Here is an 18806-nt window from a genome sequence, read left to right on the forward strand (position 1 = left end):
AGGGTTGGCAGTGTTTCGCCCGCGAAATATTCTGGACCGGGGGCGGTCACTGCGCCGCCTGCGCATCCCGCGAATCCCGCGCCTCCAGCTCCTCGCGCCGCCAGATGCCCATCAGCAGCTTCTTGAAGGCGGCATAGGTCTCGTCGAAGGTCTCGCGGCCACGCGCATAGGTTTCGCGGTTGAAATCGCGGTAATCGGCCTCGTAGATGCCCTGCACCTGCTCGCCGGCCTGGCCGATCAGTGCGGTGAAATCCTGCCGGTGCGGGCTCATGACCGGCCCGAGATAGGCCTGCATCAGCGCCGCCAGCTCGCCCTGCTGCGCGCCGTCATAGCGGGTGACGATGGTGCGCACCGCATCCCATTGAAACGCCGTCTCGTCGCGCCCCAGCGCGCGCGCGGCGGTGTTCTCGCCCTCCTCGATCGAGGCGAAGGTGGTGTGTAGCATGTCGAAGAAGCGACCCGTGCTGTCGAATTCGAGAAACGATGCCCCCATCGGCACCAGCAGGATATCCGCCGCCGCCAGCCCGTTGATGGTCAGGTAGCCGAGCGCCGGGGGCGTGTCGATGAAGACGAGGTCATAGGCGTCGAGCAACCCGTCGCGCTCCAGCACCTCGGTCAGCGCGTCCCACAGCTTCCAGCCGCGCGCGGCCATGCGCCAGACCGGGATCTGGAACTCGGCCCAGTAGAGGTTCAGTTGCGCGCCGATCAGGTCGATATTGGGCCAATGCGTCGACTGCACGAGATCGCCGGCGCTGATCCCCAGCGCCTCGGTCAGCGTGTCGTCGAGCGGCAGCGCGGTTTCGCCGCGCGACGCGCGGTGGGTGTTCTCGGCCTCGAGATGCTCGGCGTAGTGTCGCGCGATCAGCGGGTAGACGCTTTGCCATTCATCGGCGACGCGGCCGCCGAAGATCGAGGTCATCGAGCCCTGGCTGTCGAGATCGAGCACCAGCACCTTGTAGCCGTCGAGCGCCGCCGACATCGCCAGATGCGCGACGGTCGAGGTCTTGCCGACGCCGCCCTTGAAGTTGGCGACCGCGACCATCTTCGCAGGCAGCCCCTCCGGGCGGTAGGGCAGATAGGGTTTCGATTTCGACCCTTCGGCGCCGAAATGCGCGCGCAGGCGTAACACCTCGTCGAGGGTGAACCACTTGGCCCCGCCCTCGGTCTCGGAGCGGCCCTGCGGCAGGTCGGGGTTGGCCCTGAGCACGCGGCGGAAATGCGCGGGGGCCACGGGGATCAGGTAGCGGGTGATCTCCCATGTCGAGAAGGGGCGCAAGCGGCGAGCCCCGTCCTCGCGCAGCCCGCGCGAGGCAAGATCGGAGCGCCCGCGCGCACAGGCTTCGGCGATGACGGCGAAGCCCTGGGTGTCCGTCGGCGTGCCAAGCTCGGCCAAGGCCGTGTCAGGGTCGATGCGGAAATAGGGTGGTAAAGGTTGTCCGTGCATTGGCTTCCCCGGCATGTGCTGCTTTTCTCAATACCTACCCAAAAACGCGGTACATAGGGAGGGGAGGGGGGCTTCGTGAAATTTCCCGGAATGGTTTCCAATTTGTGACGGCGCGCTCAGCCGGCTGCAGCGCGGGTCTGCGCTCCCGAATATGATCGGGGTCGCGGGAAACCGGGCGCGTTCAATCCATGAGCCGAGGAGGCTAGGGCAATGGAGCCAAGGCTCGGATGCCGCCTATCCCGCGAACCCCGATGAAGAGCCGGAGGCACATTCCGGACCGGCTCAATCGATGAGGATCAACCCGGCAGGATCGAGGGATGGGACAGATCTTCGATCCAGAGGCGATCTCCTTCTCCTAACCCGGATAATTCACGAGAAGGCGGCGGAGGTAGCGTAACTGCCTGAAAGGCCGTATGTTTTGGTTGTCGACGCCAAACATTCAGCTTTCAGGAGGACGACCTCCGCCATGACCCAATCTACGTGTTCCACGCCCCGCCTGTCACCCCTCAATGGCAAGCCGATCCTGCTTGGATTTGACGGCGCCGACATGAGCTCCGACGCCGGGCTGACCCTGCTGCGCGAGATCGAGCGCAAGGCGGGCCTGGCGCAGCGGCTCGCCAATTGCCTGCACGATCCGCGCGATCCGGCGAAAGTTCAGCATAGCCTGTGCGACATCCTCCGTTTCCGGATCATGATGATCGGGGCGGGGTATGAAGACGGCAATGATGCGACAGCCCTGCGGCACGATCCCAGCTTCAGGATTGCGCTGGAGCGTGGCCCTGAAACAGGGCCGGCCTTGTGTTCACAACCGACGATCTCGCGCATGGAGAACCTGCCTGACGCTCGCACCCTCATCCGCATGGGTCGCGAGATGGTCCGGTTCTACTGCCAGTCCTTTGCACGCCCCCCAAGCCGGATCGTGCTCGATATCGACGATACCTTTGACGCAGTGCATGGCCACCAGCGGCTGCGCCTGTTCAATGCGTTCTATGACGAGTTCGGCTTCCAGCCGATCGTCGTCTTCGACGGCGAAGGTCGGCTTGTCGGAACGCTGCTGCGCCCGGCCCGCCGCCCCAAGGGGGCTGAAAGCGCGGCCCATATCAGTCGGTTGATCCGGGAGATCGCCAGGCATTGGCCCAAGACAGAAATCCTGCTGCGGGCCGACAGCCACTACTGCACCCCCGAGGTTCTGGGCCTGTGTGACACTCTTGGCCTGCGCTATATCTTCGGCCTGTCAAAGAACGGCCGTCTGGCGCAGAACATCTCCGCCCTGGAGGCGTCGACGGCGGCGCGTTACGCCCGCACGCCGGGCCAGAAGCTGCGTCGGTTCAAGACCTTCTCCTACGCAGCCCGGTCGTGGTCGAAATCCCGTCGCGTCATCGCCCGCGTCGAAGTTGGCCCCATGGGTCGCGACACCCGCTATATCGTCACCAATCTCGAGGGCGGCCGCGGCAAGCATCTTTACGAGAAGCTCTATTCCGCGCGCGGCCAAGCCGAGAACCACATCAAAGCGTGGAAGGCCCATCTCGCAGCAGACCGGACGTCGTGCTCAAAAGCCAACGCCAACCAGATGCGCCTGATGCTGCACGGCTGCGCCTACTGGATCTGGTGGAAGCTCCGCGCGGCTTGCCCGAAGCGTTCACCGTGGCGCCGCGCCCAGTTCGACACGCTGCGGCTGCATCTTGTCAAGCTGGCCGCCACCATCGTCGAAAAGAAGACGCGGATCATCGTCACACTGCCGGCATCGTGCCCGCGACAGGGGCTTCTCCACCTTCTCTTCGACGCCCTCGCCCCACCGAAAGCAGCCTGACGCGAGCGCTCCAACAACCCCGAAACATCAAACCACACGACCCAAGCCAAAGTCACCGGCCGGCCTGCCAACCGGACGCCGAAGCCGGATGCGCGTGACAAACCCGAGCCCCCGAAAACTGGCCCCTTGAGCAGAAGACTGCAGCTTCATGAATTATCCAGGCTAATTCGAGGCTGGTGCCGCCTTCATGGCGATGGGCAAACCGGCGGATCACCTCGCCCGGTTCGAGATCGCCCGGCCAGAGCGCATCATCGAGAAGAATCCGATCGCCCTGCGCGGCCCTGAGATCGACGATATGGTCGTCTCCACCGTTGAAGACGAAGACATCCGCGCCGGGGCCGCCGGTCAGCCGATCACCATGCGCGCCTCCATCGAGCCGGTCCCGTCTCCAGCCGCCATGCAGGGCGTCGGCTCCGTTCCCGCCATAGAGCCGGTCGTTGCCGCTGCCGCCGCCGAGCCAATCGCAGCCATTCTGGCCCTCGAGGCGATCCCTGCCTGCCTCCCCGAACAACCGGTCGTTGCCCAGACCGCCAGCAGCCGGTCGCTGTGCGCCCCACCATCGAGCCGATCCCAGCCCCAGCAATATCCATTGCCGCCTTGGAGCAGGTCGTTGCCATTGCCGCCTTCGAGCCGGTCATTGCCGATCTGCCCTTCGAGCCGGTCCTTGCCCATGCCCCCGAGCAGCCGGTCGTCCCCGAACCCGCCCAGGAGCCGGTCGTCATGCGCCCCCCGTAGAGCCGGTCCCGGCCCTAGCCGCCATAGAGCCAGTCATTGCCGTCGCCGCTCGAGGGATGGTCGGACCCGGCATGACCATAGAGATGATCGGTCTCGGAGCCGCCTTGCAGCCTGTCATCCCCGTTCTGCCCCGGCGCGGGGTCCCCCGGTTTCCGACCCGGCGCCCCCTGCGTCGCCTCCCGCACCGCCTCGGCCTCCTCCCAGACGTCGAGCGCGGCGCGGGCCTGTGCCTCGGCCCAACGCGCTGCCGCCGTCTCGGTGACGGGGCGCGGCGCGACGATGGGGGGCTGCGGCGGCGGTGCCGCGTGGCCCGCCATCGCGACCACCGGCAAGTGGGTGCCGCCGATCAGGTCGGCATTGTGCAACGCGGCGAGATCCGGCGGCTGCCCACCCGTGCCCCGCAGCAGGAGGCGTTCCGCCCCGTATTCGAGCCACAGCCCCGATCCTTCGGGCCGCATGACGATCTGCGACACGTCTCGCAGCATGGTCCAGGCAGACAGGTCCAACCGGTCCCTTTCCGGGTCGAAATCGGTGATGATGTCGGGGCGGCCATCGGCGTCCAGGACGAAAAGATCGGCTCCGGCCCCGCCGCTGAGCGTGTCCGAGCCGCCACCATCCCGCAGCACGTCGTCGCCCCCGCCGCCCGAGATCCTGTCATCGCCGCCCCCGCCGGAGCGGCGGACCCCGCCGCGCAAGTCCAGATCGAGCCGGGTCACTCCTGGTTCGCTGGCGGATGCGACCAAAATGTCGAGCCCCTTCGCCGAGGCGCGGGCGGCGATGGTCGAAACATTGGCGAGGGACGCCCCCCTGCTGTCGGCCAGATGTGCCAGCGCCACCAAGCGCCCCCCGGCAGCAACTCATGGACCGAGATCCCGTCATCGGCGCCGCCGGAAACGACGAAGCCTCAGCCGCGATGCGTGGCCGTGGCAAGCGCAGTGACGCCGCCAAAGCGGCTGTCGCGGTCGTCGATCACGTGGTCCGTGACCGCCAATGTGCCGTCGGAGCCGATCCGCGCCACGCTCAGCGAACTGCTGCCGGCCGCGCCGAGCACGAGATGCTCCGCCTGTCCCAGGGTCAGCCGCTCCAGTGCCGTCGGCGCCGAGATCCACAGCCCGTCCTCTGGCGTGAGGACCGACCGCGGATCGAGCGCGCCACCGGCGCCGATCCGGAGCGCGGTGAGACCGGTCTCCGCACCGCCCGAGGCGGCGAAAAGGAAGTCGCGCCCGCCGATCTCCGCGGAAGCCAGCGCAGAAACGGACCCGAGCCGCGCGGTCACGCCGGACAAAAGCAATGTGCCGCCCTCCGTCAGGCGCATATCGGCGACCCCTGCGCGCGTCGCCAGCCCGCCGTAGACCATGATTCTGCCATTCTGCAGCTTCACCGTCTCCAGGTCGGCGGGCGCCGCGTTACCCCAGCCGACCGGCCGGGCCCGCGCCGCCCCGATCCCGCCATCGCCCTGCAGCATGTGCAGCCGCGGTGCGCCGGTCCCGGTCGCGATCAGCGCAGCCTGCCCGCCAAGCTCGATCGGCGCAACCTCCGGCGCCGGGCCCGCGCCGGGGCTGCCGGCGATCTGGCGCGCGTGGATCCGGGCCAGGCCGGTGCCGCCGCTATTCCAGGCCGAGACCTCTCCCCCGGCGACCGTGATCGCGAACAGCGTGGCGCCGTCCGCGTCAAAGGCCAGATCGCTGATGCGCGGCTGTGCCGCGTCGCCATCGCTGCGGGCATGCGTCACGAAAGAAAACCGGGCCATGGCGCCTCCAGGTCCTGGAACGCGCGCAGGGATGCCAAGCCGCGGTGTCGCCCCTCGGTCCCATTCGGGCCGAGGGTGCGGCACTTGTCCCGCTTTCGGATCCAATGCGTCTCAAGACGCGCGGATCCGGGGCGGAAGGGAGATGGGCCGAGTCAAAGGATCTCGAGATCCGAGATCAGGTTGGCCGGGGTCTGGTTCTCGACGATGAGACGGTGGCCGGACCCGAAGTCGAACTCGACATCGCCGTCGACCTCTCGGGCGAGGCCGCGCAGCTGGTCCAGGGTCATGCCCTGCGCCCTGTCGATGCCCGACAGGTCGAACTGGATGAGATCGACACCGGAGGTGTGGTCGGTGATCCGGTCGGTGCCCGCCTCGAAGACGAAGCAGTCGCTGCCCCAGCCGCCGGTCAGCACGTCGTTGCCTGCCCCGCCCGCGAGCAGGTCGTGGCCGGCCTGCCCGACGAGCCTGTCGTCGCCCCCCTCCCCATAGAGGCGGTCGGAGTGCCAGCCCCCGGCGAGCAGGTCCCGGCCATGACCGCCCTTGAGAAGGTCGCTTCCGCCCTGGCCATAGAGCCTGTCGATGCCGTTGCCGCCGAAAAGCCCGTCATTTCCGCTCCCGCCGTAGAGCCGGTCGGAATGCCAGTTCCCGAAGAGAAGATCGGCGCCGCCATCTCCCCGGAGCACGTCGTTGCCGCCTTGGCCATAGAGCCTGTCGTTGCCGTTTCCTCCCGAAATCCTGTCCCAGCCACCCTCTCCGTAGAGGCGGTCGGCATGCATGTTCCCATAGATCAGGTCGTTGCCATGACCGCCCTTGATGAAGTCTTTGCCCCATTGCCCGTAGAGCTTGTCATTGCCCTGGCCGCCAAAGAGCTTGTCCTGGCCGTTGCCGCCAAAGAGGCGGTCGGAATGCCAGTTTCCGAAGATGACGTCGTTGCCATGGCCGCCGGCCAGGTTGTCGTTGCCGCCGCGCCCGGCCAGCCTGTCGTCGCCATCATTGCCCCAGATCCTGTTGCCGACGCCGTTGCCGCCGACGACGTCATCGCCGGACCCGGCCCGGTACTGTTCGATCACCGTGTCACGGGCGATCAGCATGTTTTCGGCCTCGCCCACCAGGCTGGAGGCCTGCCCGCCGCGCAGGTCGATGGTCTGGGCCTTTGCGTCATGCGCGAAGTCGACCAGATCCCATCCGTCCTCGTCCTCGAGATAGAAGGTGAAGCCTTCGCCGCCCTTGTAGCTGCCCGAATTGGCGTGCTCCATGGCGCGGAACATCTCGCCGAGCGGCGTGTCGAGGTTGGAGTTTCGGCCCCAGATCGTGTTGCCCGCCGTGATGTCCTTGTCGCTGGCGCCGTAGAGCGCCTTCAGCGCGATGAGATCGGCCTCCATCGGCGTGACATTGACCGCCCGGCTGGCCGTGACGTAGGGGTTCTCGTCTTGGCCCACATAGGACATGACGGACATCTGCCAGCTGTCATTGTCGTAATGAGCGGCCGAATCGCTGCCGTAATTGGCGGAATGACCCAGCCCCATCACATGCCCGATCTCGTGCAGGTAGGTGCGGTAACTGTAGCTGTCGACCGAGGTGCCGTAGCGCTCGACCCAGTCGGTGCTGACATTGACCGTCGCCTTGTTGATCGTGCCGTCGGACCAGTACTCGGTCTTGGCCCAGGCGCCGGACGCGTGGTCGGTGAAGTTCAGCTTAGCGCCGCCGGTTTTTTCCTGGAACGAGACATCGAGTACGCTTTCCCAGGTCGACATCGCCCACCGAGCCAGCGTCTTGCCACTGTCGCTAAGCCCGCTCAGGTCGAAGGTGATGAGGCTGGCATCCTTGGGGCTGAAGAAATAGGGCGTCTGCCCGACATCACGGTGATAACCCGTTTTAAGGTAGTCTGCGAACTGCGCCGCGGTTCCGTAGGAGGGCATGGCGGATCTCCGTCGCCGTAAACTGAAAGACGCTTCCGGACATGCGGAGCACTCGCCTTTTTCGAGGAGAAATGGGGAATTTGTATGTCGATCTGACATCACTGGAGAGACCGGCGGACCTCCACCGGAATTCCTCGTCGAATGACCATTCGACCCATGCGCCCCGGCCAGGCTGGTATCGGATTGCAGGGCGCCTGCCCGTTCCCCGCCATGCGGACTGGAGGCCGAAGGCCACCTTTCCACCCTTCTGTGCACGCGTAATGGCGCGCCCCGGCTACCAGGGCGGCCGCCATTCCTGATCGGCTAGGAACATGGTCACTGAGCCTTTGGGGCGGGCGCAGGACGACAGCTCAGGAACCGACCTCAAGGCCGGCACCGAGATCGACCCCGGCGCCGCCCTCAATCGTTGCCGAACAGGTCGCGCGTGAAGATCTTCTCCGCCACGTCGTCGAGCTCGGGCGCGCGGCGATTGGCGAGGATCAGGTCGCAGCCGGACTTGAAGGCGTCGAGGTCGCGCTCCACCGGCGAATTGAAGAAGCTGTCGGCAGCAAGCTCCGGCTCGTAGAGCGTCACCTCGATGCCCTTGGCCTTGATTCGCTTCATGATGCCTTGGATCGAGCTGTCGCGGAAATTGTCGGAGTTCGTCTTCATCACCAGCCGGTAAACACCGACACGCTTCGGCGCGCGCGCGATGATCTGGTCCGCGAGGAAATCCTTGCGCGTCGCGTTGGCGTCGACGATGGCGCGGATCAGGCTCTGCGGCACCTCGCTGTAATTCGCCAGAAGCTGCTTGGTGTCCTTGGGCAGGCAATAGCCGCCATAGCCGAAGGAGGGGTTGTTGTAGTGCCCGCCGATGCGCGGATCGAACCCCACGCCCTCGATGATCTGGCGGCTGTCCATGCCGCGGCTCATCGCGTAACTGTCGAGCTCGTTGAAATAGGCCACGCGCATCGCGAGGTAGGTATTGGCGAAAAGCTTGATCGCCTCGGCTTCGTTCGGATCGGTGAGCAGCACCGGCACGTCTGCGTCGAGCGCCGCGCCCGCCAGCAGGTCGGCGAAGGCCCGGCCGCGGTCGGAGCACTCGCCTACCACGATCCGCGAGGGGTGGAGATTGTCGTACAGCGCCTTTCCCTCGCGCAGGAACTCGGGCGAGAAGATGATCCGGTCGGTCGCGAAGCGCGCCCGCATCTCGGTCACGAAGCCCACCGGCACGGTCGATTTCACGATGATCACCGCCTGCGCGGAAGCGGCGAGCACCTGCGCGATCACCGCCTCGACCGAGGAGGTGTCGAAGGCGTTGGTCAGGGGGGCGTAATTGGTCGGGGTGGCGATGATGACCCAGTCGGCCCGGGCATAAGCTCCGGCCGCCTCGGTAGTGGCGTTGAGATCGAGCACGTCCTCGGCGAAGCAGCGCGCGAGTTCGGCGTCCTGGATCGGCGGCTCGCGCCGGTTGACCATGGCAACGCGGCTCTCGGAGATGTCGATCGCGACCACCGGGTGGTGCCGCGCCAGAAGCGCGGCGTTCGACAGGCCGACATAGCCCAGACCCGCGACGGCGATCTTCGTCTGCATCTTCGCTTTCCCCTCCGCCTGCGACCTCTGGCGCGCATTCATCTTCGTGCGATGGTGCGGCCTGCTATCCCGGATAATTCACGAGAAGGCGGCGGAGGTAGCGTAACCATCTGAAAGGCCGTATGTTTTGGTTGCTAACGCCAAACATGCGGTTTTCAGGAGAACGACCTCCGCCATGGCCCAATCTACGTGTTCCACGCCCCGCCTGCCACCCCTTAATGGCAAGCCGATCCTGCTTGGATTCGACGGCGCCGACATGAGCTCCGACGCCGGACTGACCCTGCTTCGCGAGATCGAGCGAAAGGCAGGCCTGGCGCAGCGGCTCGCCGAGTGCCTGCACGATCCGCGGGATCCGGCGAAAATTCAGCATAGCCTGTGCGACATCATCCGTTTCCGGATCATGATGATTGGGGCGGGGTATGAAGACGGCAATGACGCGACAGCCTTGCGGCACGATCCCAGCTTCAGTATTGCGCTGGATCGTGGCCCTGAAACAGTGTACCGGGGCACGGTTATGAGACAGCGCGTTGCGCTGGTTATGCCGCCATCTTGGTCCCCGTGGCGGCTTCGGTTTCAAGGGCTTTTTGTTCAGCCCTGATCTGATTTGGCGTTTTGTATCCGTGTCGCTCGCGCAGCCAGGACGCGTTGTACTTCGCTGCGAAGGCCGCCAAAGCCTCTCTGAGCTCGTCGACGGTGGCGAAGTGACGAACCCAGAGAAGCTGTTCCTTGAGGGTTCGTATGGCTCGCTCGGCCACGCCGTTGCCTTCGGGCTGGCGGACGAAGGAGGGCGAGCTGGTGATGCCGAAGAAGCGGACCTCGTTCTGGAAGTCCTCCGACATGTAGTTCGACCCATGGTCGTGGCGCAGCGTCAGACCCTCGGCCACGCATCAGCCGTTGAACTGCCGTCAGCTTGCGCTTCGCGGAGAAGCGCCTCGTACCGCCGGCCACGGCCCCGTCGTCGCCAGCGTTATGGACGCGCGCCGACGAGGCCGTGACCTCCGTCGCGCCTGGTGTCGTAATCTTCTTGTCGTCCATCTCGTACTCCTCTGATCCAGAGAAGCGCTACGGACTGTCTCAAGAAACCGTGCCCCGACCCAACGCCATCACCTGGGGCGCGACCTGCCCGACCTCGACCTGACGCCGCTCGCCAGACAGGCGGCGGGGCTCTCGGCGGCCGACATCGCCGCGCTGGTCCGGCAGGCCCGGGTCACAGCGCGGGCGGCCCGGCGGACAATCGACGGCATGGATCTGCAACACGCGCTCGACGGTCTGCGTCCCGGGGGCTGCGCGGCGCATCGCGAGCGCATCGCGATCCACGAGGCGGGGCATGCGCTGGCGCACCATCTGCTCGGCATTACCCGCCCCACGGCAATGCGGCTGACGCTCGGCGGTGGCATGGTCGAGGTCGAGACGCTGGTCGAGACGCAGACGCTGGCCCAGCTCGAGGCGCGACTGCAGACGCTGCTCGCCGGCCGCGCGGCCGAGCGGATGCTGCTCGGCGATGTCTCGGCTGGGGCGGGCGGCGGCGAGGGAAGCGACCTTGCCATGGCCACCGACACCGCGCTTCGGATCGAGACCGTATTCGGTCTGGGCGGCCAAGGTCCGCTCTGGATCCCGGGATCGGCCCAGCATCTCACCCTCGACCGCAGTCTGGCCGTCAGGGTGCGGGAGCGGTTGGAGGCGGCCGAGACAGCGGCAGGCCACCTGCTCAAGCCGCATCTCGCCACACTGCGGAGGCTCGCCGAAAAGTTGTGGATCGAGGATGAGATCGAGGGCGAAGCGCTGGAGCGACTGCTCGGAGAACCCGCTGGATTGACACCCTGACGTTCGGCTTTCTGCGGAAAATCTATATGGCCCGGGCGTTTCGTCCGAGCCTTGCCCCTTCGCGAACGGCCGTCCGCCATGCAGATGACCGCCTTGGGAAAGGTCGCGGATACCCCGACCCGCCGCCGGGGTGTTTTCATAGAAGAAGACATCGCTCCGGGTGTTTCCCACGATTGGACAGGGCCCACTCCCTAGGTTCTTATCACCTCCTACCTATGCACCAGACGGAAAAAACCCCTGTATCGATATCGAAATGCGATACCGGGGAAACGGAGCGGCCCGTCGCTTCGATCTGGAAGACGTTCGGTCGCGGCAAGCTGCCAAGACGGTGCAGGTACCGTCGCTCCGGTACAAAGCGCGTCGAACGGAATCCGACAATCCACAGGTTTCGCATGACGCATGGTCGATCCCCTCTCCTGCACGCACAGGGCGATCTCTATGATGCAGACCATATCGATGATCCTGGCGGGCCATCGACGGTGGCAGGCAGGAGATGAGCAATGGCCGGCGAAACAGAAGCAGACCTGATGACGGGATCGGACGACGCCGAGCAGGCGGTGACCTCGTTCATCGTGTTCGAAGATCTCGATGATACATGGGTACCGCCGGGCGTCCTGCCGATCCTGCCGGACGTGGGTCCCGATGACGGGCGGAAAGAAAAGACGGTCAAGGTTCGCATGACGGCGCGGCGTCATCGGGCCATGACCGAACGCGCGGAAGTGGCCGGCTTGAGCGTTCCAGCCTACCTCGTCGCCTGCGAGGCGGCGATGAGCATGCCTCGGCACGGTGATCTTGAAGCACTCCTCGGACGCATCCTCGCACTCGCCAGCGATCTGCATCACCGCCCCGATGACCGCCCTCTCTCCCGCCGCAAGACAGTTGCCGTCGCCCAGCGTCTCGACGCCACCATGCAGGCTGTCATCGATCATCTGAGGCCGTTCGATGCGGGCGCATAACAGGGAGGTGGGGGATGCCCGGCAGCTGACCGGCTACATGTACAAAGCGGGGGCGGAGCCTCTGGGAGGCTCGCTCTACTGGCGCAGCCGCGATGACTTGGCCGCGCGTCTCACCAAGCTGGGAGGGGATCGGTCGTTCCTGCACATCACACTCTCGCTGCCCGAGGGAACGCGTGCGTCCGACAGCGTTGCACTGCGAATGATCGCGACCGAGCTGTCGCATCGCGGGATCGACTCGCATGCCCTCCCCTGGGCGGCCGTTCGCCATACCGACCGGAGCTGCGATCATTACCATGTCGCCGTCGCGCAGGTCACGTTTCTCGGCCGACCGGTCAACCTGAACCTGACTTGCGCGCAATCGAATGTGAATGATCGCAAGCTGCGCGATATCTTCGGGCAGCCGCTATTGCCGGTATTCGATCCCACAGCGCCGCCCCGTCTCGTGTCGCATGTCCCAAGCCGACGCCAGCGGCATCCCGGCGTGCCGCGGCTCGTTGCCGTGCTGTCGGACCTGTTCCGCCGCCTTGTGCCTGGCTCCGACCAAGAGCTGATCGCTGGTCTGTCGGAAGCGGGATACGACGCCAAGCTGAGCCGCAATCGTCATCGAGTATTGTCCTTCGAAGTAAGCGGCCATGGCTTCGAGGGTCGGCTGGGCCAGCTCGGAGAAGCCTACTACCCCCGGCAGCTCGAGCGGCGGTACCGGTTGGTAAAGCGTTTCCGGCTCTTGAACAGCCTGCTCGACCTGCGCAGCGCCATGCAGCAGCTGGCCCGCTACGATGCATCCCTTCCCCCAGAGAAAAGGCTATCTCATGCCCCAGACCAACCCGCCCTCTCCGATCGAACCGCTGAAACACGACAGCCTCATGCTGCGGAAGATGGACACGATGGATGGCAAGATCGACAAGCTGATGTCGGTGCGCGATCTGCTGGAGACGGAGACCGACCCGGCTGGGCACGGCATGCTGATCCGCGTCCACACCGTGCTGAAGGACGTGCAGGAAGAGCTGCAGGTGATGCAGGCGGACCGCGCTGCGCTCGCGAAAGCGATGGGGGCCCAGCAGGAGGAGCTCAAGCGGATGCAGCGCATGCTGAAGCAGATGACCGAGCTCATGGGCGCCGAAATCAGCGACTGACCGTGGCCATGCGCCTGCGACAGCTGGGGCATGCTCTGCGACGCAAACAAGGGCGGCTACTCCGCATCGAGCATCGGCCCGATGGGGCGGTCATCGCGGTGGTGCAGTGGTCCGGACGAGGCGATGGCGGCGAGATCGAAAGCCATGTTCTGGGTCAACGCATCGAAAGGCCGCCCGCCGACACCGCTCCCGATCAGAATGAATTCGACATCCCGTTCGGCGGATAGGGCCTGTTGGACAAGACGCGGCGACGGGACCCAGCCAAAAGCAGGCATGCTCTGTCCGAAGCAGGCGACCGATACGCCAAGGGAAAGTAATGGCCTTGGACAGGATGGCATTTGCGACCCGCACCCGGAGTGAGGGGCTGCAAAAACATGCCATCATCGATGGCTGCCGCATCAGGAGGACCATGCTCCTCGCAAATCCGCAGTGCCTCGCCACAATCACGTCCCGCCCTTGGGGCAGGAGCGATAGATGATATCGCTCGCCTCACATCTTCTGCTCGGCGAAGCGCTCTCGTAGCCAAACCGGCAGCGTGACCTGAAACACGGTCGGATCGATCTGTCCCTCCGTCGCCTGCTCGAGCGCCTTGCGGATGGTCTTGCCCTTCGGACCCAACGCTTTGGCAGGCCAGCTGGGTTTCGTGGCCTCCCAAGCCGTCAGGTAGCCATCCGCCCAGATCGGGATCAGCGGGATGTCGATCGGGATCAGATTCTCATCCGGTACCCGGAGCCTCGTGAGGGTCTCGTTGTAGCGCGGCATGAGCAAGTTGACGAAGCGGGTCAGATCTTTCTCAGCCTTGAGGCTTGGCCCAACAATGTGAAGCAACGGCGTGAGCCAATCGGATGGTGTCACGAAGAGCGGCGCGGTGCAGATCCCCGTCAGATAACCCTCGAGCCAGGGCTCGGTCAGCCCGGCCGGGTGCAGGAGCTTGGCCAGTTCGCCCGCCGTCTCGGCTGTGGCGTCTGGCATCGACCAATTCGCAGGGGCCATGGAGGACGCGGTAGGCGGCATATCAGAGCCCGCATCGAAGAGGCCATCTGGTTCATCCTGTCGATCCAACCAGACCATGATGGACTGCTCGCAGATGAATTTCATCACCGGGGTCTTCTTGATGTCGCGCCCGTCCTTCAGCGCAGCGGCGACGGCGATGAATTCCTTCGCATGGTCGGATCCGACGGCGCGAAGCAGCAGTGCATTGCGGGCAATGAGCGCGGTCCAGTGCGCGCGACGGTCTTCCAGCACGCGCCACATGTTGCGGGTCAGCGTGGCATGGGACTTGGCGCTTTCTAGCGCCTCCAAGGTTTCGTCGCTGTCTTCGAACCAGCTTTCGAGGACGGGATACGCGTCCGGCCAATGCTGACTGGCTGTGATCAGCCGCCCCCGGGCCTGTACCGTCAGATCGGCAACGCGACCTTCGGGATCCGCCAGCGCGAGCGTTGCCTCGACTGAGGCGGACAACGGGCGCAGGTCATCGAGGCCGCAAGACTGCGCCACATCCACCAGTCCCGGCATGGGTGCCAGACCCGCCTCCAACCCCTCGCCCAAGGCGAGGCCGAGCGCTTGCTCCATGTAGGCGCGCGGCACATCCTGCGCCTCGATCTCGTCGGTGAGCGTGGCGAGGATGCGGCGCTGTTCTGTGGCACTGTCGCATGGTAGCACATAGGCATCCTTCACGCCGAACCCCTGCTTCAGTAGCATCACGGCGACGCTGGGAGTGTCCCTGGTCTGCACCGCCGCTGCCATGCTCTGTGCGCCGGAGCCGTCCACCAAGCTGGCGACGATCCGGTGCAGCTTGTGCTCGGGCGCCTTGGTCGGGCCTGCCACGCCCTTGCGCAGGGCCATCCGCACGAGGCCATCCAGTCGGTCACGCAGTGCTGCATCCGCCAGCCAGCTTCGCAGGATCGTGAGGCGGGCCAGCATCTCCGGGAACGCCGTCCCCGCCGCCAGACGGTCCGAAAGGCCCTCCACCGCGCCGGAGCGGATCTCCGCGTCGGGATCGAGCAGCCAGGCGCAGCCGAGTTCGGCGAAAATTTCCTGCGGCCGTGCTACGGCCAGTCGGACCAGAACGCGGCGCGCCTCGGACGGCACGGTGGGCAGCATCTCGGCAAACAGCGCATGAAGGGCCGAGACATTGCCGCCGTGCTCCCGCGTCAGGCTACCGATCAGGCCGTCGAGCAGGGTCTCAAGATCGACCGGGTCTTCGCCGTCCTCCATCGCTTCGGTGAAGGCATCCTGCCGCGCGGCGAGGATGGCGGGCGACGGCAGGCCTGCGCGTGCCCAGGTCCCCGAGACGGTCAGGCTTCCCTTGAGGGTCAGAGCGTTCGATGCGACCAGCTCGCCGAGCCGCGTCTCAAGACCCTCGATGAAAAGCGCGCCGCGCCGCTGTCCGTTCTCCCTCGCCATCCGGGCTTCGTCGAGCGCTGTGCCGAGCAGCTGGCTCATGCGCTCCTCGTCGCCCCTGGCGGCGGCTGCGCTCTCAGCCGTTTGCGCCAGCAGCGCGGCTGCGTCGTCCGGCCTTTCCAACAGCGCGCGGCCGAACCGCTGTAGCTGCGCGGCATGCGCCTTCGGATCCGTAGCCTGCGCAAGCGCGGCGAGCATGGTCTTGATCGAAGGTGGCAGCATGGCGATCTCGCAAGAGCGGATGATAACTTGGTGCGATCCGACCCTGCATGGGTCGAGCTCCTGCTGCAAGCGGGGGCGATCGCTGGGCTGCGGGCGCGGACAGGGCCTATTATCGCGTGCATCACTTCGCGCGCCAGCTCGCGTCGCCCTTTCCCCTATTGGCGGCCGTTGGCGCTCGGACCCGCCGCATCGAGATCGGCACTGGCGTCATCGCATGCGGTATGAGAACCCCTTCTACATGGTGGAGGAGGCCGGAGCGGCTGCACTAGGGCGACCAGACCGTCATGTCCCTTGCGGAAGTCTACCGGCTTCGTCGCCACCAGGATGCGGACGCCCTGAGACGGCATCAGCCTGTCGGCGCTTCCAGAGCATGCACGATCGCGGCGATCCGACCTGACGGCATGTCGGGCGACAGTTCGATCTGCATCGCCCCCCTGACGATCCGGATCATCTGCCCAGATCATCTGCTCGAGTGTCGCGTCCGGCGGCTCGTTCGTCTCGGCCGGATCGCAAATGATCAGCGGTGCGAAGACTGGCTTGCCGATCTCCGCGGCGGGGAGAGCCAGCTGTCCCTGCATTGCGAAGCGCCGCCAAGCCGAGAGTTGGTTCGGACGGATGCCATACCGCCCGGAAACTGCATGCACCGTCGCCCCCGGTTCCAAGGTCTCCGCCACAGTCCGGGCCTTCGCATCGCCCAACCAACGCCGGTGACCCAACGCGTAGATTTCGACGTCCAGAGATCTGAGAAACGAATTTGTCGCGCACATTGCGAAACGCATTCCCCATCATCCGGATGACGAGCCGGTCATCGCCTGACCACGGCCTGACCGACACCGGATCCGCGTTACAGGCGGCCCGCTCCCACGGCGCCGGAGGAGCACGGCTGCGCGTGCCCAGGCCCCGGCGGGCCTGATCAGACCATCTGAACCGTTACACTCGAGCCTCGCCGAGCCCTCCGAGGGCGCGTGCGACCCCGCGATCGGTGGCGGTGGAGGCGGGTCTGCGGGACCAGATCACCCCGCAAAGGGGGAGTGGCGTGCCCGGAGCGAGGCCGCGCCCGGTCATGGCGATCTGCGGACAGATCCAGAAAAATTCATGATTATCAGTGACTAGCGTCTCGATGTTAAAGCTGAGGCACCGTAACGCGTTACACCCTCTGTTACGCTCTTGTTACGCTCCGTGTTACGGTCCAACCCCCTGATTCCTATGCCCTTTCTTATATATTTATCTATATGTAACAGTAAAAATAGATATATATATATATATATATAGAAGAAGAGAGAGAGGAGGAGAGAGAGTAATAGAGAGGTATATATATATATTCCCCGGAGAGCCGTTACGGTGTTACGTTTCAGGTTAAGTATATGATTTATAAGCATAAACAGCGTAACAAGCACCGTTACGATCCGTTTCAGCTGTTACGCTCCGGTTCCGGGCCCTCGCTTCGCCCGGTTTGCGACCAGCCCGACCAGGAGGGCGGCGAAGGCGTAGGCGGGCCAGGCCTCGCTGTGGCGCGCCATGTAGTTGGCGAAGGCCAGCCCGCGGGCTTGGTCGACCGCATGGAAGATCGGGTTCCAGGTGACCCATGCGAGGAAGGCGCCGGGCAGGGCGTTGGCGACGAACATCGCGCCCGAGGTGACCATGCCCACCCGCATCCAGCCCATCGCCGCCATCGAGGCGAGCCCGGGCGCGCGCGCCTTGATCCGCAGGAGCACCAGCCCGATCCCGAGACCCGAGATCCAGCTTGCCGCGAGCAGCGGCAGCGGCGCGGTCATCGCGGCCTCGATTGGCGAGACCAGCGCGTGGTAGGCCAGGATTAGCCCGGCGGCCGAAACCAGCTGCAGGTAGGCCGCGCCGATCGCGCCGCCGGTGGCCTGGATCAGCGGGTCGGTGTGGTAGAGCCGTCGGCGGGCAGGGCGTCGACGTTCGACATCGCCGCGCTCATCGCCTTGGCGTGGAGGTTGAACAGGAAAACCCCGGTCAGCAGGTCACCACGCAGCCCGGCGCCGCCGAGCCCGGTCAGGCGAGCCAGGACCAGGAAGCCCCCGACCAGCATCGCGTTCTGCACTGCGGCCCCGATCAGCGCGCGGCCGAGGGTCTTGCCCTGCCGGGCGATCTCGCGAACCGCGGTCGCACGCAGCGTCCAGCCGATCTCGCGCATCGCCCCGAGCCTGCCTACCGTGATCTCCCGCGATGTCCTCCGAATCCGAACCGGCCTTACCGTTGCGGCCGCGCTTCTAGGGGTGGTTTCGCACGGGCCGTGCCTTCTGCGAGCTGGCCGACAACCAAGGCCGCCGGAGCCTGCTGCACATCGTTGCGAACGAGACCGTGCAGGCCATCCGAGCGATCGTTCAGGTGGACGGCATGGAGATGCTCGCCGAGTATTGTGCGGCGCCGGTGCCGGTGGAGTTCGGTCTCGAACCTGGTTGGGCTCGGAAGATCCTGATTGTATGCCACGACGCAGTACGAGGCGAATGGCGGTCGGAATGCCATAAGCTCCTGAAGGAGATCACCATCGACGGGAAGTCGGTCGCCTGCGATCGCCGCCAGGGCCGAAAAGAGAGGCCAGGAGCGGGCAAGGATGCGCACATGTCAAGGGAGTGCGGAAAGTCGGAGTTGCGCCCCCAGCACCCCTCTCCGTGGCTCAGCGGGCCATGCGCAGGCAAGGACGCAGTAACGGGACGAACCGGCTCGACACTTTCCCTCGCAACCCGACCCTCTTCCGCCAAGGATAAGCTCGGCTCGCTCCCGCTCAGTCTCGAGGTCTGCGACGGCGTGATCTATCGCCTGGTGATCCGCCTCGCTCTCCGCTCACACCTAGCCTCCGGCGCATCGTGGCGGCCGATCCACGAGTCGTCCATCCATGCCCGGCCCCGCCCAGATCCACGCCGTCTTGCGGCAGGTGATCCCCTGCGAAAGCCCCAGCGACGTCATTTCACCCAGGATTGCCAGCGCCGTTTTCACGGTGATCCCGATCATCTCCGCAATCAGCGTCGAGGAAAGGACCGGCGCGTTGCCTGCCCGGCAGTTTACGAGAC

The 18806-nt window shown here is 65.5% G+C and carries 15 protein-coding genes and 6 pseudogenes; 8 read left to right on the forward strand and 13 right to left on the reverse strand.

Annotation, left to right across the window (positions count from 1 at the left end; all coding sequences use genetic code 11):
* Nucleotides 1-46 precede the first annotated feature (46 nt).
* Nucleotides 47-1459, reverse strand: coding sequence for an AAA family ATPase (locus CJ301_RS14420; RefSeq protein ID WP_254050165.1), 1413 nt, complete (start codon nucleotides 1457-1459; stop codon nucleotides 47-49).
* 451 nt (nucleotides 1460-1910) lie between these two features.
* Here CJ301_RS14420 and CJ301_RS14425 point away from each other — a divergent pair, with 451 nt between their 5' ends.
* Entirely contained in the window at nucleotides 1911-3254 is a 1344-nt protein-coding gene (locus CJ301_RS14425) for an IS1380 family transposase (RefSeq protein ID WP_099278087.1), read from the forward strand.
* Between the two features lie 52 nt (nucleotides 3255-3306).
* On the opposite strand, the gene CJ301_RS14430 is transcribed toward CJ301_RS14425, so the two are convergent.
* From CJ301_RS14430 to CJ301_RS14450, 6 genes and pseudogenes are all read right to left on the reverse strand, one after another.
* The gene (locus CJ301_RS14430; protein WP_254050166.1) at nucleotides 3307-3837 is read right to left on the reverse strand and encodes a hypothetical protein; all 531 of its coding nucleotides are present in this window, start codon (nucleotides 3835-3837) and stop codon (nucleotides 3307-3309) included.
* Nucleotides 3838-3869: 32 nt separating this feature from the next.
* Nucleotides 3870-3926 (reverse strand): annotated as a pseudogene (locus tag CJ301_RS19400) (hypothetical protein); the annotation flags it as partial.
* Nucleotides 3927-4003: 77 nt separating this feature from the next.
* Nucleotides 4004-4825, reverse strand: coding sequence for a hypothetical protein (locus tag CJ301_RS19265; protein ID WP_301553818.1), 822 nt, complete (start codon nucleotides 4823-4825; stop codon nucleotides 4004-4006).
* Nucleotides 4826-4893: 68 nt separating this feature from the next.
* Nucleotides 4894-5721 (reverse strand): hypothetical protein, encoded by an 828-nt coding sequence (locus CJ301_RS14440; protein WP_162620546.1) that lies wholly within the window; start codon nucleotides 5719-5721, stop codon nucleotides 4894-4896.
* Between the two features lie 170 nt (nucleotides 5722-5891).
* Nucleotides 5892-7658, reverse strand: a complete 1767-nt coding sequence (locus CJ301_RS14445) for a M10 family metallopeptidase (protein WP_162620547.1) — start codon at nucleotides 7656-7658, stop codon at nucleotides 5892-5894.
* Between the two features lie 399 nt (nucleotides 7659-8057).
* A complete protein-coding gene (locus CJ301_RS14450; RefSeq protein ID WP_099278119.1) occupies nucleotides 8058-9230 on the reverse strand; it encodes a nucleotide sugar dehydrogenase in 1173 nt (390 codons plus the stop codon).
* A 175-nt stretch (nucleotides 9231-9405) separates the two neighbouring features.
* On the opposite strand from CJ301_RS14450, the pseudogene CJ301_RS14455 reads away from it, so the two are divergent.
* Nucleotides 9406-9726, forward strand: a pseudogene (locus tag CJ301_RS14455) (transposase); the annotation flags it as partial.
* 40 nt (nucleotides 9727-9766) lie between these two features.
* On the opposite strand, the pseudogene CJ301_RS14460 reads toward CJ301_RS14455, so the two are convergent.
* Nucleotides 9767-10111: pseudogene (locus CJ301_RS14460) on the reverse strand (integrase core domain-containing protein); the annotation flags it as partial.
* A gap of 361 nt (nucleotides 10112-10472) precedes the next feature.
* Between CJ301_RS14460 and CJ301_RS14465 the strand changes: the two are divergent.
* The 5 genes and pseudogenes from CJ301_RS14465 to CJ301_RS14485 all read left to right on the forward strand — a co-directional run bounded on the left by CJ301_RS14465 (nucleotide 10473) and on the right by CJ301_RS14485 (nucleotide 13370).
* On the forward strand, nucleotides 10473-11054 hold the full coding sequence (locus CJ301_RS14465) for a hypothetical protein (RefSeq protein WP_099278092.1): 582 nt from the start codon (nucleotides 10473-10475) through the stop codon (nucleotides 11052-11054).
* Nucleotides 11055-11554: 500 nt separating this feature from the next.
* Nucleotides 11555-12010 carry a hypothetical protein gene (locus CJ301_RS14470; protein ID WP_099278093.1) on the forward strand — a complete coding sequence of 152 codons (456 nt, stop codon included), beginning with the start codon at nucleotides 11555-11557 and terminating at the stop codon, nucleotides 12008-12010.
* Nucleotides 12011-12047: 37 nt separating this feature from the next.
* Nucleotides 12048-12338: pseudogene (locus tag CJ301_RS19405) on the forward strand (relaxase/mobilization nuclease domain-containing protein); the annotation flags it as partial.
* A gap of 481 nt (nucleotides 12339-12819) precedes the next feature.
* Nucleotides 12820-13143 carry a hypothetical protein gene (locus CJ301_RS14480; RefSeq protein ID WP_099278095.1) on the forward strand — a complete coding sequence of 108 codons (324 nt, stop codon included), beginning with the start codon at nucleotides 12820-12822 and terminating at the stop codon, nucleotides 13141-13143.
* An 8-nt stretch (nucleotides 13144-13151) separates the two neighbouring features.
* On the forward strand, nucleotides 13152-13370 hold the full coding sequence (locus CJ301_RS14485) for a hypothetical protein (RefSeq protein WP_099278096.1): 219 nt from the start codon (nucleotides 13152-13154) through the stop codon (nucleotides 13368-13370).
* A 262-nt stretch (nucleotides 13371-13632) separates the two neighbouring features.
* Here the strand turns inward: CJ301_RS14485 and CJ301_RS14490 are convergent, their stop codons facing one another.
* The gene (locus CJ301_RS14490; protein ID WP_099278097.1) at nucleotides 13633-15768 is read right to left on the reverse strand and encodes a UPF0149 family protein; all 2136 of its coding nucleotides are present in this window, start codon (nucleotides 15766-15768) and stop codon (nucleotides 13633-13635) included.
* 92 nt (nucleotides 15769-15860) lie between these two features.
* Here CJ301_RS14490 and CJ301_RS14495 point away from each other — a divergent pair.
* Nucleotides 15861-16036, forward strand: a pseudogene (locus CJ301_RS14495) (LLM class flavin-dependent oxidoreductase); the annotation flags it as partial.
* A gap of 340 nt (nucleotides 16037-16376) precedes the next feature.
* On the opposite strand, the pseudogene CJ301_RS19335 reads toward CJ301_RS14495, so the two are convergent.
* From CJ301_RS19335 to CJ301_RS19025, 4 genes and pseudogenes are all read right to left on the reverse strand, one after another.
* Nucleotides 16377-16547 (reverse strand): annotated as a pseudogene (locus tag CJ301_RS19335) (IS66-like element accessory protein TnpA); the annotation flags it as partial.
* A 639-nt stretch (nucleotides 16548-17186) separates the two neighbouring features.
* Nucleotides 17187-17543, reverse strand: coding sequence for a hypothetical protein (locus tag CJ301_RS14505; RefSeq protein WP_099278098.1), 357 nt, complete (start codon nucleotides 17541-17543; stop codon nucleotides 17187-17189).
* Nucleotides 17544-17647: 104 nt separating this feature from the next.
* Nucleotides 17648-17929, reverse strand: a complete 282-nt coding sequence (locus tag CJ301_RS14510) for a hypothetical protein (RefSeq protein ID WP_099278099.1) — start codon at nucleotides 17927-17929, stop codon at nucleotides 17648-17650.
* 656 nt (nucleotides 17930-18585) lie between these two features.
* Nucleotides 18586-18747 (reverse strand): hypothetical protein, encoded by a 162-nt coding sequence (locus CJ301_RS19025; protein ID WP_216823303.1) that lies wholly within the window; start codon nucleotides 18745-18747, stop codon nucleotides 18586-18588.
* Nucleotides 18748-18806 lie beyond the last annotated feature (59 nt).

Source organism: Limimaricola cinnabarinus, from assembly GCF_002723615.1.
GTDB lineage: Bacteria > Pseudomonadota > Alphaproteobacteria > Rhodobacterales > Rhodobacteraceae > Limimaricola > Limimaricola cinnabarinus_B.